This is a genomic window from Rhodoferax sp. (genome assembly GCF_034519335.1).
Lineage (GTDB): Bacteria > Pseudomonadota > Gammaproteobacteria > Burkholderiales > Burkholderiaceae_C > Allorhodoferax.
Genome location: NZ_JAXHOL010000016.1, coordinates 28,001 through 51,256 on the forward strand (window position 1 = coordinate 28,001; position 23,256 = coordinate 51,256).

Sequence of the window (23,256 nt, forward strand, 5' to 3'; positions counted from 1 at the left end):
GATCGTGGCCACAAACAGAGGGCTACAGGCCCCACCCCATTTCAAGGAGGATCCCCGCATGCAGCATGCAGACACTGCCACGCCCGGCGCAGCCGACCCACTGGACGCACCCGACACCCAGGTGCAAGTTCCCCCATCGACCCACCAGATCACCATTGCCTTCACCGGCTCTGGCAGCGAGTACTTTCGCATCTGGATCGTCAACCTGCTGCTCATGCTGGTAACACTGGGCATCTACTTCCCTTGGGCCAAAGCACGCCGCCTGCGTTACTTCATGGGCAATACCTTGGTAGGTGGCCAGCCACTGGGCTTCCATGGCGACCCCAAAAAAATGTTCAAGGGTTATGCCTTAGTAGGTGTCCTGTTCGTCCTGTACTCGATAGCCGGCGAGTTCTCCAGCGTTGCCGGCCTGGTAGCCCTGGTGCTGGTGGCCGGCTTGTGGCCTGCCTTGTTCAAATCGTCCATGCAGTTTCGCCTGGCCAACACCAGTTGGCGCGGTCTGCGCTTTCGTTTCACGGGTGATTTGCCGAGTGCGTACCGCGCGGTGCTGCCCCTGTTCATTCCGGGTCTGGTCCTGGTCGGCGGACTGGCATTTGTCAATGATGAATCGGCACCGCCCGCCTGGTTCGGGTTCCTGGCTTTGGGGGTCATGCTGACCACGCTGGCCATCGCACCTTGGCTCACCTGGAACCTGAAGCAATACCAACACAACCACTACAGCCTGGGCCACTTGCAAACCAGTTTCCGTGCCACCGTAGGTTCGTTTTATTTGCTGACACTCAAAGTCATCGGCATATGGCTACTGGCTGTCATGTTGCCGCTTGGCATCTTGGTGGGTGTGGCGGTAGGGCTGGATGACTTCGAAGCACTGCGAAAAAACACGGGCATCTGGATGATTGCCGCCGCCATGCTGCCGGCGCTGCTGGGCATGTTTGCCCTGCTGGTGTGTCTGAAGCCCTACGTGGTGGCACGGATGCAAAACTTGGTCTGGACCAAGACAGGAAACGCTGAGCTGCGTTTTGTGAGCAACCTGCGCGTGCGCTCTTTGCTGTGGGTCACCATTAAAAACTGGGTATTGATCATTCTCACACTGGGCTTGTACTGGCCCTTCGCCGCTGTGGCGCTGGCACGGGTTCGGCTGGAAGCCGTGAGCATCAAATCCCGGGCCAACCCAGAGCTGCTGGTTTCGCAGGTGCAACCCCGTGAGGGCGATGCGGCAGGCGACGCCGCGGGCGACTTCTTTGGCCTGGATGTAGGGCTCTAAGCCGTGCACAGCGCTGGCAGCACACTGCCCGCCACGTACTTTGACGGCCGCACGGCCCGCGCCCAAGCCGTTAGCCTGCGGTTTGTTGGCGAGGGGCGCCAGCGCAGCTTGCATATTCTGGGCGATGGCGTGGACCTGCAGATTCCCGCCCACCAGGTCCAGTGGCCGGAGCGCACCCGCCATGGCCAAAGGCTGGCCCATCTTGCCAGCGGTGGCCACGTGCAGTGCGAGAACGCAGAGGCCTGGGACCGCTGGGCCCAAAGCCAGGGCCAACACGAATCGCTGGTAGTGAAGATGCAACAAAGCTGGCGCTGGGTGGCCGGCAGTGTGGCGGTGCTGGCCATGATGGCGGTAGCGCTGCAACTGTGGGGCCTGCCACTGCTGGCACGCGCTGTGGTTGCGGCCACACCACCAGGCATTGAGCAAAGTCTGGGCGACAGCACGCTGGCGGCCGTGGACGAAGCCCTGATGCGCCCCAGCAAACTTCCGCTGGCTGAACAGGCACGCATCACCCAAGCGTTTGCCGACGCTATGGCGCACCAGGATGCGGCCAGCCAGCGCTCCTGGCGACTGGTGTTTCGCCAAAGCAAGATTGGTCCCAATGCCCTGGCTCTGCCAGGCGGCACCATCATCATGACCGACGAAATGGTGGCGCTGGTAAACGCAGACACCCAAGTGCTGACCGCGGTACTGGCCCACGAACTGGGCCATGTGCAGCAGCGCCACGGCCTGCGCATGCTGGTGCAAGCCACCGTGCTGGGCGCACTGGGCGCGGTGGTGTTGGGCGACTTCAGCACCCTGCTGGCGGCCGTGCCTGCGCTGCTGGGCCAGGCCCACTACTCGCGCGAGGCCGAGCGTGAGGCCGACGCCCACGCGGTAAAGGTGCTCAAAGACGCGGGCATGTCGCCCCTGCACATGGTGACGCTGTTTGAAGCGCTGGAGCAAGAGCGGCAGAAAAAGGCCAACAAGGCCAAAGACAGCCAGGACGCACCGGATGCAGAAGACGACGAAGACAGCCCCTCATGGCTCGGAATTGCCTTCGCGTCACACCCGTCCGACGCGGACCGCATTGCCTACTTTCGGGCTGCAGCCCAATAAATAACTGCGCGAGCAGCTATATCTTTCATAGCAACTGCATGAGCCAACACAGCTTCTACGTCCACGACACCGAGGTCTTCCTGGAGGGCCGGGGCAGCCAGACGATTGTCATGATGCATGGCTGGCCCGATACCCACCGGCTGTGGGACGGCATGGTGGCGGCCCTGGCGCCGCAGTACCGTTGCGTGCGCTTCACGCTGCCCGGTTTTGAAACTCCGACCAGTGGCAAAACCCGCTCGCTGGCAGAGATGACGGCACAGCTGCTGGCGATTGTGGACACCGTCAGCCCCGGCCAACCGGTCACCCTGCTGATGCACGACTGGGGCTGCATCTTCGGCTACGAACTGGCCATGCGCCACCCCGAACGCATCAACCGTATCGTGGGCATCGACATTGGGGACCACAACGCCGGTGCTTACCGCAAGACGCTGAGTGCCAAACAAGTGCTGCAGATCCTGGGCTACCAGTGGTGGCTGGCCGCCGCCTGGGGCATGGGCATGTTGGGTGCAGAAGGCTTGGCAAATGGCATGACCCGCTGGATGGCGCGTGCCATGCGCTGCCCCACCCCGCCTGCGGCCATGCATTGGCGCATGAACACCCCCTACGCCATGGCCTGGCTGGGCACGGCCGGTGGTCTGCGCGGCACGCTGCCGGTGCGCCCGCACTGCCCCTTCTTTTACGCCTACGGCACGCGCAAGCCCTTCATGTTCCATTCGCCGCGCTGGCTCAGCACCCTGGCCAAGCAACCCGACAACCTGGTACTGGGCTTCCAGTCCGGCCACTGGGTCATGGTGCAGCAGGCTGACGCCCTGCACACGGCTGTGCGGCAATGGCTTGAAAGTCCGCGCAACCGCCCCAGCTAAGGGGCATGACCGACGCCCTGCACATTGTGTGCCCCCACTGCCACACCACCAACCGCGTGCAACACGCCCAGCTGGCCAGCGCGCCCGACTGCGGCAGCTGCAAAAAGCCCCTGTTTGTGGCCCAACCGGTGGCGCTGGACGAAGCGGCTTTTGACAAGCACATTGCGCGCAGCCAAATCCCGGTGTTGGTCGATTTTTGGGCCCCATGGTGCGGGCCTTGCCGACAAATGGCACCGGCCTTTGCCCAGGCGGCCGCCCAACTGGAGCCCCAGCTGCGCCTGGCCAAGGTCGACACCGAAGCGGTGCCCAATCTGGCCACACGCTTTCAGATCCGCAGCATCCCGACGCTGGCACTGTTTGTGGGTGGGCGTGAGATCGCACGCCAGCCTGGCGCCATGGGCACCGCTGACATCGTGCGCTGGGCACGCAGCCACTTGGGGCGCTAAGGGGCTTTAAAACAATGAAAGATTGGGCGCCTCCGGGGTTGAGGCCCGGACCAGCGGATCGGCAGCAGCCACCAAGTCTTCAGCTGGCGCTGCGCGCATAAAGTCCATGGCCTGCTGCGGGCTGACCTGCAGCCAGTCGGCGTAGTACGCGGGCGGCACGATCACCGGCATGCGTTTTTCCTCATCGGGCCGGTGCATACGGCCCATCACCGTGTGGCCATCGGCATTCACCGTGAGCACGGTAAAGCTGCCCTGCACGCTGCCCGTCGCCGGATCGGTCCAGCGGTCCCACAGGCCCGCCACGGCAAAGGGCGCTCCGTCAGCCCGCGCAATGCGCCATCGCGTGGGGCGGCCGCCGTTCGCTGGCGCGTCTTCCCAGCTGGGTTCAAAAAAGCACTGCATGGGCACCAGCACCCACTGGCGGGCGGCCCAGGCCGTGCGAAAGCTGGGCTTGCTGGCGGCGGTTTCGCTGCGTGCGTTGTAGGTCTTGCGGCTGATGTCGCGTGCCTGCGCAGCATCGGTGCACCAGTGCGGCACCAGTCCAAACTGTGCGGGGCGCAATACCGCGAGACCTCCGCCTGCTGCGCCACGGCGCAGCACTACGGGAGCGCTGTAGCCCGGAAAAACCTCAGGCACGTGCGCCAAGGCTGACACGTCCGGGGCCGCCAATACACCCAATCGCGCTTCCAGGTAGGAAGCCTTGGCGGAAGGAACGTAATTGGTACACATGGCAGCGGCTCAGATTGCTATCAACTAAGGAGCAATTTGCGCAGTATCCACGGGGTCCAGAGGCCTATTTGGCTCTATTCCTCGGCCCCGATATCTTCCACACGCGGTGGGCGGGGCACTTTCTTGAAACGGATCTTGCGGTCCAGCTCGATCGCATCCTTCTTGAGCTGGCGCTCGGCATCCAGCTGCTGGCCGGCGGCCAGCCAGTCGGCAAACTCGGTGGGAGTTTCCAGCGTCATGCGGCCGATGGCGCAGGCGCGGAAGTCGTGGATCACGATCTCTGCGGCCTTTTGCAGGTTGATCTTGCCGCCACTCTGCAGCGCACCGCGCTTGCGGCCAATGGCTGCGAGCAGTTGCTCGTCGGTCATGTCTGCCACACCGGTGAGCTTGTAGCGCGCCTGCAGCGGCTCGGCGTAATGCTGGCGCAGGTAGTCCAGCAGTTCCAGCGCCACCTCTTCTTCGTCAAACGCGTTCTTGCCAATGGCGCCGCTGGCGGCCAGGTTGTAGCCGCTCTTGGCCACGATGATGCGCGGCCACAGTACACCGGGTGTGTCGTACAGGTAGAAGTCGTCGGCAATGGTGATGCGCTGCTCCAGCTTGGTCACACCAGCCTCGTCGCCGGTCTTGGCGGCGCGTTTGCCCTTCAAGGTGTTGATGAGCGTGGACTTGCCCACGTTGGGAATGCCGCAGATCAGCACCCGCATGGGCTTGGCCATGCCGCCGCGGTTGGGGGCCAACTCGTGGCAGGCGGCGACCAGGGCCTTGGCGGGCGTGGTCATGCTGGCATCCAGCGGGAGCGCGCGCACGCCGGGCATGGCGTTGTAATGAGACAGCCAGAGTGCGGTGCGCGCGGGGTCGGCCAGGTCTTGCTTGTTGAGCACCTTGAGCGCGGGCTTGCCAGCCGTCATCTCGGCCAGCATGGGGTTGGCGCTCGATCCGGGCAGGCGCGCGTCGAGCAGCTCAATCACCACATCAATCGCCTTGATGCGCTCCTGAATCGCTTTGCGCGTCAGGTGCATATGCCCCGGGAACCACTGAATTGCCATGCCGTGTCGTCTTTCTGCCTGTGCGCTAAACCCTGCATTGTCCGGCATGTGGCACCTTGCACTCGCTTAGGCATGCGCCTCTAGGAAAGACGCGGGATTTAAGGTGCCTTCACTAGGGTGGGTTTGGAGAATGCGCTGTATCGATTTCCGATTCATCCACTTTGCAGGAGTTTTCCATGGCTAACAAGAAGCTGTCCACCGTGACCACCGAACTGATCGAGTCCTATGGCAACACTGCCAAGAATGTGATCAACGCCTACCGCGTGGGCAATGCCCGTGCCGTGAGCTATGTGGACCAGTCCTGGGCGGCAGCCGTCAAGAAGGCTGGCAACCGCATCAGCGCCGAAGTACGCACCAACGCCGTGGCCGCCCAAAAGAAGGTCACCTCCCTCTACACCCAGGGCGTCACGCTGACCACCGACGGTGCCGACAGCGCCGTCAACAAGGCCGTGGAACTGGCTGGCAAGGGACTGGAGCAAGTGGCAGCCAACGCCAGCCGTTTTGAGAAGAGCACAGGCCTGACTACCCTGAACACCATCGCCGTGGCGGCTGTTCCGGCTGCAGTGGCGGTGAGCCATGTGGCTGCCAAGCTGGAAGCCCAAAGCGACGCGCTGGTGAGCAAGATTGCCGGCTCCAAGGCGAAAGCCAAGGCTGCGACTGCCAAACGCGCAGTGGCCAAAAAAGTAGCACGCGTCCGCAAGGCCGCTTAAGCCTCAAGCGCCGCAAGGCGCAGAGCCTGAGAAGCGCCAGCTCCGCAAGGAGCTGGCGCTTCTTTTTTTAAGCGCCCAGCACGCGCCGGGCTACCTCGGTATAGACCGGAATGCCGAGCAAAATGTTGAGCGGAAACGTGAGTCCCAGCGACATGCCAAAGTACAGCGAAGGGTTCGCCTCGGGAATGGTCTGGCGCACCACGGCGGGCACCGCGATATAGGACGCACTGGCTGCCAGCACCATCAAGAGCGCGGTGTTGCCCACCGACATGGCCAAGGCCCAGCCCAGCAAAAGTGCCAAACCGGCGTGCACCAAGGGTGCCACCACCGCATACACCAGAAGCCAGGCGGATTGGCCCCTCAGACCGCCCATGTTGCGGGCCGCTTGCAAGCCCATGTCGAGCAGGAAGAAGGCCAACATGCCTTTGAACAAGTCCACCGAGAAGGGTTTCATGACCGCCTCGCCCGCCGCACCGGTAGCGATGCCAATGGCCATGGCCCCCAACAACAAAAGCTGCGCACCGTCCGTCAGCGACTCGTGTAACACCCGGCGCAAGGTGCCGGGCACCGGCATGGCCCCGGCAGCAGACTGGCGGCGCACGTAGTTGGCCAAGACCACCGCCATCACGATGGCCGGGGACTCCATCAAGGCCATGGCCGCCGCCATGTGCCCACCGTAGGCCACACCCAGGTTGTCCAGATGCTGCACAGCGGTGATGAAGGTCACGGCACTGACCGAGCCGTAGGTGGCCGCCACCGCTGCCGCATCAAACCCATTGAGGAAGCGGCGCAACAAATAGTAGGCAAGGGCAGGAATGGCAAACGCCAAGGCCAGTGCGGCCCCCAGGGTGATGGCCACCTCCGCGTTAAAGCCCGACTTGGCCAAAGCAAACCCGCCCTTGAGGCCCAGCGCCATCAACAAGTAAAGCGACAGGAAGCGCGAGATGGGCTGCGGAATGTCCAGGTTGGACTTGAGCAGCCCCGCGGCCATGCCAAAGACAAAAAACAGAATGGCCGGATCGAGAAAACCTCCCATGTGCACCTCTTGCTTGAATGAGGGGGGAGATTACTGCCTTTTATATTTCTGATAAAGCAGATAATTGATGAATAACATTTCCGCTTTTACAGAATATGCTCCCTCCATTCAGCTACCGGCACTTGTACTATTTTTGGGTGGTGGCCAAGGAGGGCGGCATGTCCCGGGCTGCAGAGCGCCTGGGCACCGCCGTGCAAACCGTGAGCACGCAGGTGCGTGAGCTGGAGCGTTCGCTGGGGCATGTGCTGCTCAAACCCGCGGGGCGCGGGCTGGAGCTGACGGAGGCTGGCAAAGCCGCGCTGCAGCGGGCGGACCAGATTTTCCAACTGGGGGAGGAACTGCCTGCGCTGGTAAGTGCAGCGGGTACCGAACCCGGCATGCGCCTGGCCTTGGGTATTGCCGACAGCCTGCCCAAGCTGGTGATTCACCGCTTGCTGGGCCCCATCGAACACGAGTCCAAGCTCCGCATGGTTTGCCACCAGAATGCCTGGGAAACCCTGTTGGCCGATTTGGCCTTGCACAAACTGGACCTGGTGCTGGCCGACCAGCCCGCGCCCACCAACCCCAACATCAAGCTCTACAGCCACCCTCTTGGCGCGTCACCCTTGTCGTGGTACGCAACACCGACGCTCGCCAGCAAGGCACGCAAGACTTTTCCCGCCAGCCTGGCAGAGCTTCCGGTGTTGCTGCCCACCCACCATTCGGCCGTGCGCGCGCGCCTGGACCAGTGGTTTGAGCAGCACGGGCTGCGGCCTCAGGTGCGTGGAGAGTTTGAAGACAGCGCCCTGCTCAAAACCTTTGGGGCCAGCGGCATGGGCATTTTCCCGGCGGCGGACTGGGTGCATGCCGACATACTGGCGCACTACAAGGTGCAAAGAATCGGGCCGTGTGAGGGTGTGCAACAGCACTTCTTCGCCATTGGCACCCAAAAGAAAGTGCAGCACCCGCTGGTGCTGCGCTTGCTGCAGCAAGATGCCGCTTAAGAAGCTTTGACGGCTCGCGCCTGCAAACGATGCGGAGCGAGGTATTCCTTCAGGTACACCTCAAACGGCATGGTGTCTGCGGCCTCGATGGCACGCTGCGCGTCCCAAGACGCTTGGGACTCTTGAGCGAACCGTGCAGCCACCTCAGGCGCCACCGGGGCCTGCAACATGGCTGCCCGCGTTTGCTCTGACTGGGCGCGTGCAAAGGCCACAAAGGAAGCTTGGTGCTGCTCGGTGATGGCACGCAGCACACGGGCCGAGGGCAAGGTGTCGGGGTGCTGCAGCGCATGCTGCGCGGCTTGCACGGCGCGGCTGTAGGCGTCGGTGCCATGCGCGGCATCGAGCGCTTGGGCAATGCCTACCATGCCGTCCACAAGCTCTTGGCCCCACGTAGTCAGGGTGACTTGGGTATCGCCGCGCTCCAGCAGCAAGCCGGGCTCGCGGCCGCGCTCGGCCACGGCGTGCTGGTTGCGGCCTACGGCGGCAATTTCCTGCGGTGTGTCGTCTGGGCTGGCGGTGTAAAGGCAGTGCAGCAAAAACACGTCCAGAAAACGCATGGTCTGGCTGTTTATGCCCACCAGCTCAAACGGATCCAGGTCCATCAGGCGCACTTCCACGTACTCCACACCGCGCTCACGCAGCGCATGCAGCGGGCGCTCGCCCGCAAAGGTCACGCGCTTGGGGCGGATGGTGCCGTAGAACTCGTTTTCGATCTGCAGCAGCGTGGTGGCCAGTTGCTTGTAGACGCCATCAGCACCGCGCACGCCCACAGCCTCGTAGGGCGCGTAGGGTTGGGTCAGCGCACCGTGCAGTGAATGGGCATAACCCTCCAGGCTGTTGTAGCTCACGGCCAGGGAGGCCTGCGCATCACTCTGGTAGCCCAAACGGCCCATGCGCAGCGACGTCGCATAGGGCAGGTACATGGTGCCTTCGCTCAGCGGCTGAAGCTGGTGCTGGCGACCCGCCACAAACGATGAACACACCGCAGGCGAGGCGCCAAACAAATACAGCAGCAAAAAAGCGTGGCGGCGGAAGTTGCGGATCAAGCCGAAGTACTGCTCGCTGCTGACATCGGGCAGCGACCAGTTGTAGTGGATGCCGGAAATGGTTTGCATGCGTCGGCCGTAACGGTGGCCCAGGCCACGGCGGTACACGGTCTTGGACTGCGCCACATTGGACGAGCCGTATTGGCCCAGGGGGATCTCATCGTCGCCCGGCAGACAACAGGGCATGCTGGACACCCACAGCCGCTCATCACCCATGGCGCCCAGGGTGAACTGCTGCACATCGGCCAGCTCCTGCAGGCACACATCGGGGTCGGCATGCACGCCGGTGATCAGCTCGACCTGCGATTCGCTGAAGTCGGTGGTGATGTGGGGGTGCGTCAGGGCCGAGCCCAGCGCCTGGGGGTGCGAGGTCAAGGCCAACATGCCGCTGGGCAACGCGCGCAGGCTTTCTTTTTCCACACCACGGCGGATACCGCGCAGGCGTTCTGCTGTCAGGGCGCTCAGGGCCGTTTGTCTACTGTCCATGCCAAAGGGCCCTTCAAAATTTCTTCGGGGCGCAAAGTTACCACAGCCGGGCATTTGGTGCAGGCGCCGGGCCAACTTTGCGAATTTGAACTAGCTTGGGACAACCTGCCAAATTTCAACGGCACAGAAAAGCGCCTGGTGAATAATGGCCCCGTGGAAACCTCCGAACTGATGGTCTGGTCCTGCATGCTCGGCGGCCTGTTGACACTGGCCACCGTAGCGCTGGCCGACGTTCTCATGAACCGCAGCGTCGCCTCGTGGCGGGGGCTCGTGTTTGTGCTGATGCTGGGCAGCTGCGCCATGCTGTTGACAAGCCTGCCCGCCCTGTGGTTTCCCGAGCTCTCGGCGTCCGTTTTACTGACGCTCAAAGCCAGCATGGGCCCCTTGTGTGGCGCCCTGTCCCTGATTTACCTGGGCCTGTGGTTGGGGGCGGCGGCCGAAGATCGCATGGTGTATTACAGCCTGGCCTGGGGGGCCACGGTGTTGGTCGGCGCCGCGGTGCTACTCGCGTTTTGGGCGCTGAACTACGAGGGCTCGAACCCCGAGCAGGTGATCAAGGTCGCCGCAGGTTTCAGTGGCGCAGCCATGCTGTTGGCGTTGGGCGCTTCGGTGCGCGCTCACGTGCTGGGCGATGAGTTGGCGCGCTGGATGGTGGTGGCCTGCTTATTTCTGGCAGGCATGACAATGGGCTTGTACACCTACACGCTGCACCCCACCTGGTTTGGCTGGCAGGGCATGGCGCTCACGGCCTTTTGCACAGTGGGCCATTTCTTGTTGACCACTGCACTTGCCGTGCGCCGAAACCGGCAAAACCGCCGCCTGCTGCGCCTGGCGGGCCTGGCCCAGGGGGCAGACCCAGCCACCGGCCTGCCCACGGGCTCGGTGCTGCTGTCCAAGGTGGACGACACGTTTTGGCGTGCAGCGCGCCAGCAGGGCCAATGCACCGTGGTGTGCCTGCATTTGCACAACCTCTACGAGCTGGGCGAATCCGCGGGCCACCGCGTAGACCAGCAAATCTTGACCTCCATCACCGCGCGTATCCGCCGCGCGGTGGGCTTTCGCTGTGTGGTGGGTCTATACCACCCGCGCTGCTTTGTGGTGGTGATCTCTGGCATCAAACACGAAGAGTTGGTCGAGCGCACCGTGCTGCGCCTGCGCATGGTGCTGTCCAAGCCGCTCAGTGTGGTGGGCCTGGACGAGGCCTTCCACACCTTCATGCCGCGTTACGGCATGGGCGTGGTCACCGTACGTGCGGCCAGTGCAGACCCGGTCGCCGTGGTGGATGAGGCGGAGCGTCGCTCTTGGGAAAACGCGGGCAGCACACCGCCCGCGCCCGCCACCACGTTCTGATGGCCGGACTTAGCGCCCGCCCAGCTGGGCCAGGGCGCGAGTCACTTCCTGGCTGCCTTGCGCAGCGCCACTCTCCGGCACCATGTCACCCGCGCGGGCCAGCACCTGGCGCAGGTTCGCAGCCAGTGTTTCAGGCGCCAGTGCATCCAAACCAATCCATGTGCCTTGCGTGAGCGTGATGTGCGCAGCTTCCACACTGCCAGCACCGGCGCACAGCGTGGTGCGGGTGGGCGCATCTTCAGACACCAGCACCAACATGGCAGGCACCACCGCCTCGGGCTTGAGGGCTTCGAGCACCTGGGGCGGCATCAGGCCTTCGGTCATGCGGGTGGCAGCCGTGGGCGCCAAGCTGTTAACGTGGATGTTGTTTTTGGCGCCCTCCAGCGCCAGCGTTTGCATCAGCCCCACCAGCGCCAGTTTGGCCGCACCGTAGTTGCTCTGGCCGAAGTTGCCATACAGGCCGGAGCTGGACGTGGTCATCAAAATACGGCCGTACTTTTGCTCATTCATGTGCGGCCACACGGCCTTGCAGCAATGCACGGCGCCCATGAGGTGCACGTCCACCACGGTGCGGAAGTCGGCAATCTCCATCTTGGCAAAGCTCTTGTCGCGCAGGATGCCGGCGTTGTTCACCAGAATATCCACTCGCCCCCAGGCATCCACTGCCTGCTGCACCATGGCCTGCACGGCCTCAAAGTCGGTGACGGAGGCGCCGTTGGCCATCGCCTCGCCACCTGCTGCGCGGATCTCGGCCACCACCGACTCGGCCGCAGTGAGCGAGCCACCGGAGCCATCGCGCGCGCCACCCAGGTCGTTCACCACCACTTTGGCGCCGCGTGCGGCCAAGGCCAAGGCGTGTTGGCGACCCAAGCCGCCGCCTGCGCCGGTTACGATGGCCACGCGGCCGGTGAAATCTAGTGCCATGGTGTATCTCCAGAAGTGATGAGGTCAGGCCAAGGGCAAATCCGTAGGCCCCCAGTCAGCTGGTGGTACTTTAATTCAAGCAATTGCTCACCAAAAAACAAAAAGAGAAAAGACAGTCCCATGCAAGACATGCTCGAAGCCGCCAGCGGCGCACCACGCGATGCCTCCACTGTGGTGCTGCTGCGCGACAGCCCACAAGGGCTTGAAGTGTTTTTGATGAAGCGCAGCGGCCTCTCAGACACCTTTGGTGAGACCTATGTGTTCCCCGGCGGCAAGCTCGATGCGCACGACAGCCACCCCGGCGCGCTGGCCTCCCTGAATGAACCGGCAGCCGCCCTCGCCCACCGCTTGGGTGAACCTGAGCTTCACCCAGACAACGCTGCTGCGCTGTATGTGGCCGCCCTGCGCGAGCTGTTTGAAGAGGCCGGCGTGCTGATGAGCCCTACCGCACACCGCCCGGCCGGTGTTTCGGCTACCGACTGGCAAGCGTGGCTGGCTTCCCCCGACGCGAATCTGGATGCCACAGCCCTAGTGCCATGGAGCCGCTGGATCACCCCCAAAATGGCAGCACTGAGCAAAAAGCGGTTTGACACCCGCTTCTTTCTGGCCCTGGCCCCTGCCGACCAAGTCGCCAGCCACGACAACTACGAGACCACCGCCAGCACTTGGCTGGCGCCCAAAGAGGCCCTGCACCGCTACCACCGGGGCGAGATTGAAATGGCACCTCCCCAGATCATGAGCTTGGGCCACTTGGCGCGCTACACCACGGCAGCAGAGGCGCTAGCAGCAGCTCGCGCGCAATTGCCGCCATGCATTTGCCCCGAAAACTTTGAAGAAGACGGCATGGTGGTGCTCAGTTATCCGGGTGACCCGCGCCACTCGGTGCCCGCACGCGCCCTGCCCGGCCCCACCCGCATGGTGGTGCGCAACAAACGCTTTGTTCCGGTGGACGGACTGGAGAGTTTGTGGGCTTGACGCCCACAATATTTGCTATTAAATAAGGAGCTGCTCGCGCAGCATCCATGTGGCCCAGAGGCCAATTTGATGCTTAAACTGGAATGGACCGGCGTATCCACGCATGCACATCACTGGGCTTGACCAAGGTGCGCATCTCTTCAAACGCGACCTGCGCTTCGGGGTAGTGGCGGCGCAGCAGGTTCAGCCATTGCTTCACACGACCAGCCTGCTGCTTTCTCTCCAAATGGGTGCTGACCACCTGCCAGAAAGCGTGCATCTGCGGGCCTAGTTGCTCCCACGCCCAGTCTTCGCCCGGCTCACCTAAGTTGCCCGGCGCGGTGCCCATAGCCGCCAGAATGCTGCGGGCCAGTGCCGGGCGGGCCACAATGCCGCGGCCCAGCATCAGCGTGTGGCAGCCGCTTTGCGCCACTGCGGCTTGGGCGTCTTGCACATTCCAGATTTCACCATTCACCACCACCGGCACCTGCACCGCGCCGCGCACATCAGCCACGCGGTCCCAGTAGGCGGGCGGGCGGTAACCCTGGGCTTTGGTGCGGGCGTGCACCACGATTTCTGCCGCGCCACCGGCCTCCAGCGCGCGGGCACAGTCCAGCGCCAAACTGTCGTCGTTGTAGCCCAGGCGCATCTTGGCAGTCACAGGAATGTGGCTCGGCACCGCCGCACGCACGGCAGCCACGATGGTGTGAAGAATCTCCGGGTCTTGCAACAGCGTGGCGCCGCCGCCATGGCGGTTCACCACCTTGGCCGGGCAGCCGAAGTTCAGGTCAATGCCGGGAGCGCCCATCTCGGCCAGTCGGGCGGCGTTCTCGGCCATGCAAGGTGCATCGGACCCCAGCAGCTGCGGCCACACCGGCACACCCGCATGGGTGCGCGCACCGAAGGCTAGCTCGGGCACGGTGCGTAACAGGGCCTTCTCGGACATCAGCGAGTGCGTGATGCGGATGAATTCCGACACACACTTCTCCACCCCGCCCACACGGGTCAGGATGTCGCGCAACACAAAGTCGAGAAGCCCCTCCATGGGGGCAAGGTAGATACGTACGGGCACGGGAATGGAGGAATGCGGCTGAAGAGGAATCAGGGGCGCATTGTCACCGCAATCCAATAATCAGCATGCGCTTATCGCTAGCCGGCATTGGCGGGCACAGCGCCGTCAATCAGATTCCAGTGTGCAGTGACGCCCTTGCCGCAGGCCAGTTGGGTGACCTACCCCGTGCGCTCGGGAGTGAGACGGCGTGGTTACGCGTCGCCACGCAGCGCAGCTTGGTAGGCCTCGATGTGAGGTCGCAGCGCCTCACGTCTTGCCAAGCTTTTCTGTGACCACACTTCTTCACGTTCGTAGTATTCGGAATAGACACGTACCGCGGCTGAAAGATCGACCCACGGCTGTTTGGACTGGGTGAAGATATGCACGTCCGGCGGGAGCAGGTCCGGGTTGTCCATTGTGCCGACGCGAATGAATGTGGTGATGGGGCCGGCGCCCGCGTAGTGGCTCCAGACGGCGACCTTACAGGCAGGACATATGGCGATCTTCTGCCCCATCCCACTCTCAGATGGTGTGTTGACGATCTCTGGTTCCACGCCCAAATTCGTCACTCGGTCCGATTCAATCATCGCGTTTAGCGCGAATGCAGAGCCCGACTCTCGCTGGCACCAGCGGCAATGGCAACAGTTCACAACCAGTGGCGCTGATTCCATGCGGTAGCGAACAGCCTTGCAGTCGCAGCCGCCTTCGGCTTTGAATTGAGATGTGTGCGGCATATGAGTGTTGATTGCGACGCCTGACGTTGGCCGTGAGTGGACCACAACGGCGCACTCGCCATTGAAGAATGGCGGAAACGCGCCCCGCCGTTGCGGGTCCAATCGACGAACCGGTTAGGTGCGGCCATTTTTAAGAAAAAAATTGGTTCCACAATGAATGCAGGTGAATTCGCTTCGGCGCACAACGCTCACCACCACACCAGCCCAGCCGGTGAACTTTGATTGTGTTTGGGAGTCCGGGTGCGGTGGTTTGAAACCTTGGACAGTAGGGCGTTTGCCACAAACAGGGCACTTGTGTGTGAATGCCAACGCGACATGCACTGCCGCCGCACCTAAGAATGCCTTGCCAGCAAAACCAAGCAAACAACCAAAAGGAAGCTTCAGAAAAACCACCAACGCCCAGAGAATTACGCAGGCAACAGCGAGCGCCCAAGCGACGAAGACGGAATAGGCGTCCATACGGACGGCGAAAGTACTTGGATAGATCTGGCGCATGCCGTAAGCACCTAACGTTGGAGGCCACCGGGGCGCAACTCGTGCCGCGAAGCGGCAGCCTTTGGTTGCGTGTCCGTGTGGGCCGAAAGGTTAGATTGCATTGGGCGGGACCGGCGGTAGAAACAATGAAAGCTCGTTGCGGGTTCTCATTGCAGGAATTTCCGTGGAGGGCCACTTGGTCCAAAGCAGATGCGTGCCATGCTTCATTTCGTCCTCTTGGAGCGTGTCGAGGTCAGCTAGACCCAGACACTCATGGCGCACAACTGTGCCTTTGCCATCTCTAAAGCTGTCTCCAAGCGTTCTCGCCAACGCCTCCGCCTGCAAGTAGGCCTCTTCGGCCCCAATTGCGCGTATGAGATACGTGCTCAAGGCGTAGGATTTCGGTAGGCCATCAGTTCGCTCGGCGATGACGAACGTCGCAACATACCAAGGCCATTCCGCGCGCCAAATGCTCATTTCATGCGATCTAACGTTGGAAATGTGCGGCGCTCGCGAAGCGAGTGTCCGTACGGTTGACCTGTTCCGTTTCGGCCAACAACACTTCTTGGGGCTTCACCTGTCGGATCAAATCACGCCCCTTTTTCGTCATCAGCTCACATAGCTGTGGCACTGCGTCCGTACGAAAAGCTTGCTTTTGTCCGCGCGCTGTGACGCAGCTATGCACGCTACCAGAAAATGAACGCTGTATAAATACACAGTTCATGCGCTAGCGCCACTGTTTTAGCCGTGAACGGAACGTTGGAAATGTGCGGCACTCGCGAAGCGAGTGTCCGTACGGTTGACCTGTTCCGTTTCGGCCAACAACACCTTTTGGCGCTTCACTTGGCCCATCCAACAACGTACCTTTTTGGTCATCAGCTCACATAGCTGTGGCACTGCGTCCGTACGAAAAGCTTGCTTTTGTCCGCGCGCTGTGACGCAGCTATGCACGCTACCAGAAAACGAGCGCTGTATAAATACCCAGTTCATGCGCTAGCGCCACTGTTTTAGCCGTGAACGGAACGTAATGTCCAGAGCAATTCTTGCTCTATAAGTTGGGAACTGCTCCATAAGCTGGACATAAACACCTCCTGAGGATGGCTTGCAGTCTGGCTACTTGCTGAATATACTGTACAAAAAACCAGCATTAAAAATTCCATGAAACCCGGCACCCCTTCGCTGCAATCCATCCGTGTGTTGGACCAACTGCGCGAGCGCATACGGTACATGCACTATAGCCTCAGTACCGAGCAGGTTTACGTCTACTGGGTGCGGTTCTTCATTCGCTGGTCAGCACACAGCGGCCAAATGCGACATCCGCGCGACCTGGGTGCACCGGACGTAGAGGCATTTTTGTCCATGCTGGCAACTGAACGCAAGGTATCGGCCTCCACGCACAACCAAGCACTCAGCGCAGTTTTGTTTTTGTATCGTGAAGTATTGGGTATTGCGTTGCCCTGGCTTGACAACATCAACCGTCCAACCCAGAAGCGGCGCATTCCCAGCGTGCTGACCAAGGACGAAGTTGCTGGCCTGCTGGCGCATATGGATGGACAAACCGCGCTGTTGGCGCGCTTGCTGTATGGCACCGGTATGCGGTTGATGGAGGGCATGCGACTTCGCATCAAAGACGTTGACTTTGACCGCCACGTCATCCTCGTACGTGAGGCAAAGGGGGGCAAAGACCGAGTCGTAATGATGCCGCATTCGCTGGCACCCGCCTTGCGTCAGCAATTGTTGGCGTCGCGCGCCCAGTGGGAGGCGGACCGCCAGGTGCAGCGAGGCGGAGTGGAACCCCCGCACGCGCTGGAGCAGAAATACCCCAAGGTCGGGCACACTTGGGGCTGGTTCTGGATGTTTCCTTCACCGACACTGTCCATTGACCCTCGCAGTGGTGTGGAGCGGCGGCATCACCTGTACGAAGACCGGTTACAGCGATCGCTCAAGAAGGCCGTCGTACTGGCAGGCATTCACAAACCGGTATCCGTGCACACCCTGCGCCACTCCTTCGCCACCCACCTGCTACAAGCGGGCACCGACATACGCACGGTGCAAGAGCTGCTGGGCCACAGCGATGTGTCCACCACCATGATTTACACCCATGTGCTCAAGGTGGCGGCGGGTGGCACCGCCAGCCCGCTGGACACCTTGCTGCCCGCGCACTAGCCAAACACTATCAAATTCATAGCTGCTCGCGCAATAAAAAAGAGGGCCGCAGCCCTCTTTTACTTGTAACACCAGCTCAAAAAACTCAGTGCCGGATCAAGTGGTCAAACGCGCTCAGCGCGGCCTTGGAGCCTTCGCTGGCGGCAATCACGATTTGCTTGTAAGGCACGGTGGTGCAGTCGCCTGCAGCAAACACGCCGGGCACGTTGGTGTGGCCTTTGGCGTCCACCACGATTTCGCCGAACTTGCTCAGGTCCACCACGCCCTTCAGGAACTCGGTGTTGGGCACCAGGCCGATTTGCACGAACACGCCTTCCAGCGCCACGTGGTGCTCCACGCCGGTGGCACGGTCTTTGTACTTCAGGCCGTTGACCTTGCCATCCGCACCGGTGATCTCGGTGGTTTGGGCGTTGGTGTGCACCGTCACGTTGGGCAGGCTGAGCAGCTTTTTCACCAACACGGCGTCGGCCTTCAGCTGGTCGGCAAACTCGATCACGGTCACGTACTTCACCACGCCGGCCAAGTCGATGGCAGCTTCGATGCCGGAGTTGCCACCGCCGATCACGGCTACGTCTTTGCCCTTGAACAAGGGGCCGTCGCAGTGCGGGCAGTAGGCCACGCCTTTGTTTTTGTACTCGGCCTCCCCGGGCACGTTCACATTGCGCCAGCGGGCGCCGGTGGACACGATCACGGTCTTGGCCTTGAGCGAGCCGCCGTTGGCCAGCACCACTTCGGTCAAACCACCGGCTTCTGCGGCGGGCACGATTTTGTCGGCGCGCTGCAGGTTCATGATGTCCACGCCATACGAGCGGGTCTGGGCTTCCAGCGCGGCGGCGAACTTGGGGCCGTCGGTTTCTTGCACCGAGGGGTAGTTCTCAATGGCCATGGTGTCGTTGGTCTGGCCGCCAAAGCGCTCGGCCGCCACACCCACGCGGATGCCTTTGCGGGCGGCGTACACCGCAGCCGCAGCGCCAGCTGGGCCACCGCCGACGATGAGCACGTCATACGGGTCTTTGGCAGACAGCTTGGCGGCGTCTTTGTCGGCTGCGCCGGTGTCGAGCTTGGCCACAATTTCTTCCACCAGCATGCGGCCGTTGCCGAACAGCGCGCCATTCAGGTAGACGCTGGGCACGGCCATGATTTCACGGGCGTTGATTTCGTCCTGGAAAGCGCCGCCTTCAATCACTGTGGTTTTGACCTTGGGATTCAGAATGGCCATGAGGCTCAGGGCCTGCACCACGTCCGGGCAGTTGTGGCAGGTGAGGCTCATGTAGACCTCGAAGTTGAAGTCGCCATCCAGGCCTTTGATCTGGTCGATCACGTCCTGCTCGACCTTGGGCGGGTGGCCGCCGCTCCACAGCAGGGCCAGCACCAGCGAGGTGAATTCGTGGCCCAGGGGCAGGCCGGCAAAGCGCAGAGAAGTGTCGGTGCCAGCACGCTTGAGGGCGAACGATGGCTTGCGGGCATCGGTGCCGTCAAAGGACACGGTGATCTTGTCGCTGCGCAAACTCTGAATGGTTTGCAGCAGGTCGCGCATTTGCACGGAGTTGTCGTCATCACCCAGGGACGCCACCATCTCGATCGGCAGCGTGACGCGCTCCAGGTAAGCGCCGAGTTGGGATTTGAGGGTGTCGTCGAGCATGGTGATTCCTTTTTGCTATCGATTTACTAGCTGCTTGCGCACATTTTGTGTGGGCTACAGCCATATTTTGGGTAAAAAAAAGCCGGACGGCCTGCTGCACACGCAGCAGGACGCTGTCCGGCGTTCCGTGTAGCCAAATGTTTTGCCGCCGGGCCGTCCCAAGGCAAAACGCAGCCCCCTCGGGGGGCAGGAAGCTACACGCAGTGAGCGACCGTGGGGGTCTTGCTCTTTAGATCTTGCCGACCAGGTCGATGGAAGGAGCGATGGTCTTGGCGCCTTCGTTCCACTTGGCGGGGCACACTTGGCCGGGGTTGGCGGCGGTGTACTGGGCAGCCTTCAGCTTGCGCACGGTTTCCTTGACGTCGCGGGCGATTTCGTTGGAGTGCACTTCGGCAGTCTTGATGACGCCTTCGGGGTTGATGATGAAGGTGCCGCGCAGTGCCAGGCCTTCTTCGTCTATATGCACGTCAAAGGCGCGTGTCAGGGCGTGGGTGGGGTCGCCAATCAGGGGGAACTTGGCCTTGCCCACGGCGGGGGAAGTTTCATGCCACACCTTGTGGGCGAAGTGGGTGTCGGTGGTCACGATGAACACTTCAGCACCGGCCTTTTGGAATTCAGCGTAGTTGTCCGCTGCGTCTTCCACTTCGGTGGGGCAGTTGAAGGTGAACGCTGCAGGCATGAAGATGAACACGTTCCACTTGCCCTTGATGGACTCGTTGGACACAGTCACGAACTTGCCGTTGTGGAAGGCTTCGTTCTTGAAGGGAGCGATGGTGGTGTTAATCAAAGACATGGTGATTTCCTCTTGAATTGCTTGTTCGATAAGTGAACGGGGTGAATCTTAGAGCGATTGCGCCATGTTTTGGGTTGATTGATCCAATCAACCACATTGACTTTGCCTATGACGACCGAAACACCCGGTGGTGCAGGCGGCGCAAGGACCACCACACGCTGACAGCCACCACCGGAATGGCGGCTGCCGCCGTCATTTCGGGGCTCCAGGGCCAACCCCAGTGCTGGGCACCCTTGGCCAAGTAGCTGGCCAGGCCCACGATGTAGTAGGTGATCGCCGCCACCGACAGGCCTTCCACCGTGGACTGCAGCTTGAGTTGCATGCCCTGGCGGCTGTTCATGGTGGCCAGCAGGGCCTGGCTGCTTTGCTGCTGCTCGATTTCCACCCGCGTGCGCAGCAAGTTGCTGATACGCGAGACGCGCTGCGACAAGGCATCTTGCCGGCGGCTGGACCAGGCGCAAGTGCTGCGCGCGGGCGTCAGGCGGCGCTCCATGAATTCACCAATGGTCTGCATGCCGGCCAGGCGCGACTCGGCAATGTCTTCAATCCGTTTGTCCACCAGCTCAAAGTAGGCGGCGCTGGCCGAGAAGCGCGAGTGCGTCGCCGCGTGCTGGCTTTCCACCTGGCCCGCCAGGCGGGTGAGGCGGTCCAGCAGCTGCGGCTCATCGTCGCGCGTGGCAGTGCGGATGGCCTCGGCCAATGCAGCCAGTTCGCGCTCGGCGCTGGCCAATACCGCGGATGCCTCGCGCGCAGCCGGCAAGCCCAACAGGGCGGCCATGCGGTAGGTTTCAATCTCCAGCAGGCTTTGCACCAGGCGGCCCAAGCGGCGCGACGTCATGCCACCGGCCAGCAACACCATGCGCGAGAAGCCGTCGGCATGGACCGCAAAGTCGGTGTAGACCTCCCCAAAGCCATCAGCCACCGTCGAGGCCACCAGCGTCTCTTCGTGCAGCACCTGGCGAATCCAGGGAGCGGTATCCACGTCTTGCGTAGGCTGCACCCACAGGTGCAGGCTGGCCAGGCACTCCCCTGGCAGCGCTGCAAACCATTGCTGCGGCACCGCATCCAGCGCCAGTTCGAGTTCACGCTCGGCCCCACCTTGCCCGGCGATCGGACGCATGAAGGTCCAGGTGACAAACTCGGTATGCAGCTCCCAACGCACCCGGTACAACCCAAAATCCATCCGCAGGTGGATGGACCCGACATCCGGGGCCGGCAGGTGGTGGTCGCGCGCCAGCGCGGCCATGTGGGCGCGGCTGGCATCACGCTGCTGCGCATTGCACACCATCACCACATGGGACAGCGCCATGGGCAAACCCATGGGCTCTGGCGGGCGGGCGTGGACCTCGTTATGCAGCGACAGGCGCTGGGCGTGTTGTGCAGGTAAAGGATTCAACGCGGGGTCCTGATTTCAGGGAGGATCAGTCCTCCACAAACGCCTCTTCGCGCTTGGCCTTGATAGACGGCATGAGAACGACGACGAGCAGCAAGATGGCCGCTGCGAGCAAGCCCGCCGAGAGCGGCCGGGTGATGAACACACTCCAGTCCCCACGGCTGAGCAGCAGTGCCCGGCGCAGGTACTCCTCCATCATCGGCCCCAGAATAAAGCCCAGCAGCAAGGGAGCAGGCTCCGTGCCCAGCTTGATAAAGATGTAACCAATGATGCCAAACAGCGCCACCATCCAGATATCCCAGGTGTTGTTGTTGGTCGAATACACCCCAATCGCACAGAACAGCACGATGGAGGGGAAGAGCCAGCGGTAGGGAACGGTCAGCAGCTTGATCCAGATGCCAATGAGCGGCAGGTTCAGCACAATCAGCATCAGGTTGCCAATCCACATCGAAGCAATCAGGCCCCAGAACAGTTCCGGGTTGGCCGTCATCACCTGGGGACCAGGCTGGATGTTGTGGATGGTCATGGCCCCCACCATCAGCGCCATCACGGCGTTGGGCGGAATACCCAGGGTCAAGAGCGGGATGAAGGAGGTCTGGGAGCCAGCGTTGTTGGCGGCCTCAGGCGCTGCCACACCGCGGATATTGCCCTTGCCAAACGGCACTTCACCGGGATTGAGCTTGGTCTTCTTCTCCAGGGTGTAGGCCGCAAAGGCCGCCATCACCGCACCACCACCGGGCAAGATGCCCAGCAGCGAGCCCAGGGCGGTACCGCGCAAGACGGCCGGCACCATGTTCTTGAAGTCTTCCTTGGTGGGCATCAGGCCGGTCACCGAGGCGGCAAACACTTCGCGTTCGCTCTCGTGTTTGGAGAGGTTGTGGATGATTTCTCCATAGCCAAACACACCCATGGCGATGACGATGAAGCCAATGCCGTCGGTGAGTTCTGCGATGTCAAAGCTGAAACGGGCCACACCCGAGTTCACGTCGGTACCCACCATGCCCAGCAACAGGCCCAGCACGATCATGGCCACGGCCTTGATGAGGGAGCCCGAAGCCAGCACTACGGCGCCAATGAGGCCCAGGATCATGAGGCTGAAGTATTCGGCCGGGCCGAACTTGAAGGCCAGCTCGGTGAGCGGCGCTGCAAAGGCCGCCAGGATCAGGGTACCTACACAGCCGGCAAAGAAGGAGCCCATGCCGGCAGCCGCCAGGGCCGGGCCAGCACGGCCATTGCGGGCCATCTGGTAGCCGTCGATCACGGTCACGACAGACGAAGACTCGCCGGGCAGGTTGACCAGGATGGCGGTGGTGGAGCCACCGTACTGGGCGCCGTAGTAGATGCCGGCGAGCATGATCAATGCCGCCACGGGGGGCAAGGCATAGGTGGCGGGCAGCAGCATGGCGATGGTGGCCAGGGGGCCAATGCCGGGGAGCACGCCGATCAAAGTACCGAGCAAACAGCCGATGAAGGCGTAGATCAGGTTCTGGAAGGTGAAGGCAACGCCAAAGCCCAGCGCGAGGTTGTTAAAGAGATCCATGGTGTTCTGTCCTGGTATCGATGTCTGGGGTGACTCAGGCCGTGAAGTAGGCGGGCCAGACCGGGAACTGCAGTTTGAGCAGCACGATGAAGGCCAGGTAGCTCAACAGGGCCAGCAAGGTGGCCAGGATGAGTACGGGCTTGAAGGCGAATTCTTCGCCGGCGTTGCTGGCGATGAAGGTGAGCAGGTAGATGCCCACGATCAGGCCCAGGGGCTTCAAGCCAATCAGGGGCAGGCCGCCAATGCAGGCGCCAAACACGAGGTTGGCCAGGATGATGAAGAACAGGGGCTTCCAGGCGATCTTGCCGATCTTGTCGCCGTCGGCGGTTTCCACCACCAGGGCTTTGAAGGTGATGATGCTGCCCAGGAAGGCCAGCAGCACGCCCAGGGCCAAGGGGAAGTAGCCAGGGCCCATGCGGGCTCCGTCTCCCAGGGTGTAGCCTGTGGCGCCCCAGGCAAAGGCTACGCCTACGCCCATGAACATCAGTCCTGAGAAAAAATCTTTTTGGCTTTTTATGTTCACTGTCT

General features: G+C 62.1%; 23 protein-coding genes. 9 read left to right on the plus strand and 14 right to left on the minus strand.

Annotated elements, in window-relative coordinates; all coding sequences use genetic code 11:
• Window positions 1–58 precede the first annotated feature (58 nt).
• From U5O12_RS06775 to trxC, 4 genes are read left to right on the plus strand one after another with little or no spacing between them, the layout of a single operon-like run.
• On the plus strand, window positions 59–1,264 hold the full coding sequence (locus tag U5O12_RS06775; protein WP_322577899.1) for a YjgN family protein: 1,206 nt from the start codon (window positions 59–61) through the stop codon (window positions 1,262–1,264).
• A 3-nt stretch (window positions 1,265–1,267) separates the two neighbouring features.
• Window positions 1,268–2,362 carry a M48 family metallopeptidase gene (locus U5O12_RS06780; protein ID WP_322577900.1) on the plus strand — a complete coding sequence of 365 codons (1,095 nt, stop codon included), beginning with the start codon at window positions 1,268–1,270 and terminating at the stop codon, window positions 2,360–2,362.
• A 38-nt stretch (window positions 2,363–2,400) separates the two neighbouring features.
• A complete protein-coding gene (locus tag U5O12_RS06785; RefSeq protein WP_322577901.1) occupies window positions 2,401–3,225 on the plus strand; it encodes an alpha/beta fold hydrolase in 825 nt (274 codons plus the stop codon).
• A gap of 5 nt (window positions 3,226–3,230) precedes the next feature.
• Window positions 3,231–3,671 (plus strand): thioredoxin TrxC, encoded by a 441-nt coding sequence (trxC, locus tag U5O12_RS06790; protein WP_322577902.1) that lies wholly within the window; start codon window positions 3,231–3,233, stop codon window positions 3,669–3,671.
• A 6-nt stretch (window positions 3,672–3,677) separates the two neighbouring features.
• Here trxC and U5O12_RS06795 read toward each other — a convergent pair whose 3' ends face one another.
• Complete coding sequence (locus U5O12_RS06795) at window positions 3,678–4,400, minus strand: SOS response-associated peptidase (protein WP_322577903.1); 723 nt, start codon at window positions 4,398–4,400, stop codon at window positions 3,678–3,680.
• A 74-nt stretch (window positions 4,401–4,474) separates the two neighbouring features.
• On the minus strand, window positions 4,475–5,446 hold the full coding sequence (gene ylqF, locus U5O12_RS06800) for a ribosome biogenesis GTPase YlqF (protein ID WP_322577904.1): 972 nt from the start codon (window positions 5,444–5,446) through the stop codon (window positions 4,475–4,477).
• A 176-nt stretch (window positions 5,447–5,622) separates the two neighbouring features.
• Here ylqF and U5O12_RS06805 point away from each other — a divergent pair, with 176 nt between their 5' ends.
• A complete protein-coding gene (locus U5O12_RS06805; protein ID WP_322577905.1) occupies window positions 5,623–6,156 on the plus strand; it encodes a hypothetical protein in 534 nt (177 codons plus the stop codon).
• A 67-nt stretch (window positions 6,157–6,223) separates the two neighbouring features.
• Here U5O12_RS06805 and U5O12_RS06810 read toward each other — a convergent pair whose 3' ends face one another.
• Window positions 6,224–7,192, minus strand: coding sequence for a sodium-dependent bicarbonate transport family permease (locus tag U5O12_RS06810; protein WP_322577906.1), 969 nt, complete (start codon window positions 7,190–7,192; stop codon window positions 6,224–6,226).
• 95 nt (window positions 7,193–7,287) lie between these two features.
• Between U5O12_RS06810 and U5O12_RS06815 the strand changes: the two genes are divergently transcribed.
• The gene (locus U5O12_RS06815; RefSeq protein WP_322577907.1) at window positions 7,288–8,175 is read left to right on the plus strand and encodes a LysR family transcriptional regulator; all 888 of its coding nucleotides are present in this window, start codon (window positions 7,288–7,290) and stop codon (window positions 8,173–8,175) included.
• Here U5O12_RS06815 and gshA read toward each other — a convergent pair.
• Window positions 8,172–9,707 (minus strand): glutamate--cysteine ligase, encoded by a 1,536-nt coding sequence (gene gshA / locus U5O12_RS06820; RefSeq protein WP_322577908.1) that lies wholly within the window; start codon window positions 9,705–9,707, stop codon window positions 8,172–8,174. The genes U5O12_RS06815 and gshA overlap by 4 nt on opposite strands.
• Before the next feature lie 153 nt (window positions 9,708–9,860).
• On the opposite strand from gshA, the gene U5O12_RS06825 reads away from it, so the two are divergent.
• Window positions 9,861–11,057, plus strand: coding sequence for a diguanylate cyclase domain-containing protein (locus U5O12_RS06825; RefSeq protein ID WP_322577909.1), 1,197 nt, complete (start codon window positions 9,861–9,863; stop codon window positions 11,055–11,057).
• A gap of 9 nt (window positions 11,058–11,066) precedes the next feature.
• On the opposite strand, the gene U5O12_RS06830 is transcribed toward U5O12_RS06825, so the two are convergent.
• Window positions 11,067–11,981 (minus strand): SDR family oxidoreductase, encoded by a 915-nt coding sequence (locus U5O12_RS06830; RefSeq protein WP_322577910.1) that lies wholly within the window; start codon window positions 11,979–11,981, stop codon window positions 11,067–11,069.
• 120 nt (window positions 11,982–12,101) lie between these two features.
• Here U5O12_RS06830 and U5O12_RS06835 point away from each other — a divergent pair, with 120 nt between their 5' ends.
• Window positions 12,102–12,956: an NUDIX domain-containing protein gene (locus tag U5O12_RS06835; protein ID WP_322577911.1), complete on the plus strand. Its 855-nt coding sequence runs from the start codon at window positions 12,102–12,104 to the stop codon at window positions 12,954–12,956.
• A gap of 73 nt (window positions 12,957–13,029) precedes the next feature.
• Here the strand turns inward: U5O12_RS06835 and U5O12_RS06840 are convergent, their stop codons facing one another.
• The 4 genes from U5O12_RS06840 to U5O12_RS21150 all read right to left on the minus strand — a co-directional run bounded on the left by U5O12_RS06840 (window position 13,030) and on the right by U5O12_RS21150 (window position 15,671).
• Entirely contained in the window at window positions 13,030–13,980 is a 951-nt protein-coding gene (locus U5O12_RS06840; RefSeq protein WP_322577941.1) for a tRNA dihydrouridine synthase, read from the minus strand.
• Between the two features lie 218 nt (window positions 13,981–14,198).
• Window positions 14,199–14,720 (minus strand): GFA family protein, encoded by a 522-nt coding sequence (locus U5O12_RS06845; RefSeq protein ID WP_322577912.1) that lies wholly within the window; start codon window positions 14,718–14,720, stop codon window positions 14,199–14,201.
• A 114-nt stretch (window positions 14,721–14,834) separates the two neighbouring features.
• A complete protein-coding gene (locus U5O12_RS06850) occupies window positions 14,835–15,215 on the minus strand; it encodes a hypothetical protein (RefSeq protein WP_322577913.1) in 381 nt (126 codons plus the stop codon).
• 90 nt (window positions 15,216–15,305) lie between these two features.
• Entirely contained in the window at window positions 15,306–15,671 is a 366-nt protein-coding gene (locus tag U5O12_RS21150; protein ID WP_416221457.1) for a DUF4288 domain-containing protein, read from the minus strand.
• 669 nt (window positions 15,672–16,340) lie between these two features.
• On the opposite strand from U5O12_RS21150, the gene U5O12_RS06855 reads away from it, so the two are divergent.
• Window positions 16,341–17,360 carry an integron integrase gene (locus U5O12_RS06855; protein ID WP_416221458.1) on the plus strand — a complete coding sequence of 340 codons (1,020 nt, stop codon included), beginning with the start codon at window positions 16,341–16,343 and terminating at the stop codon, window positions 17,358–17,360.
• An 85-nt stretch (window positions 17,361–17,445) separates the two neighbouring features.
• Here the strand turns inward: U5O12_RS06855 and ahpF are convergent, their stop codons facing one another.
• The 5 genes from ahpF to U5O12_RS06880 form a co-directional block, all read right to left on the minus strand.
• Window positions 17,446–19,002 (minus strand): alkyl hydroperoxide reductase subunit F, encoded by a 1,557-nt coding sequence (ahpF, locus tag U5O12_RS06860; protein WP_322577915.1) that lies wholly within the window; start codon window positions 19,000–19,002, stop codon window positions 17,446–17,448.
• 229 nt (window positions 19,003–19,231) lie between these two features.
• Window positions 19,232–19,795 carry an alkyl hydroperoxide reductase subunit C gene (gene ahpC / locus U5O12_RS06865; RefSeq protein WP_322577916.1) on the minus strand — a complete coding sequence of 188 codons (564 nt, stop codon included), beginning with the start codon at window positions 19,793–19,795 and terminating at the stop codon, window positions 19,232–19,234.
• 106 nt (window positions 19,796–19,901) lie between these two features.
• Window positions 19,902–21,191, minus strand: a complete 1,290-nt coding sequence (locus U5O12_RS06870; protein ID WP_322577917.1) for a DUF3422 domain-containing protein — start codon at window positions 21,189–21,191, stop codon at window positions 19,902–19,904.
• A gap of 25 nt (window positions 21,192–21,216) precedes the next feature.
• Window positions 21,217–22,728, minus strand: coding sequence for a tripartite tricarboxylate transporter permease (locus tag U5O12_RS06875; protein ID WP_322577918.1), 1,512 nt, complete (start codon window positions 22,726–22,728; stop codon window positions 21,217–21,219).
• A 34-nt stretch (window positions 22,729–22,762) separates the two neighbouring features.
• Window positions 22,763–23,251, minus strand: coding sequence for a tripartite tricarboxylate transporter TctB family protein (locus U5O12_RS06880; RefSeq protein WP_322577919.1), 489 nt, complete (start codon window positions 23,249–23,251; stop codon window positions 22,763–22,765).
• Window positions 23,252–23,256 lie beyond the last annotated feature (5 nt).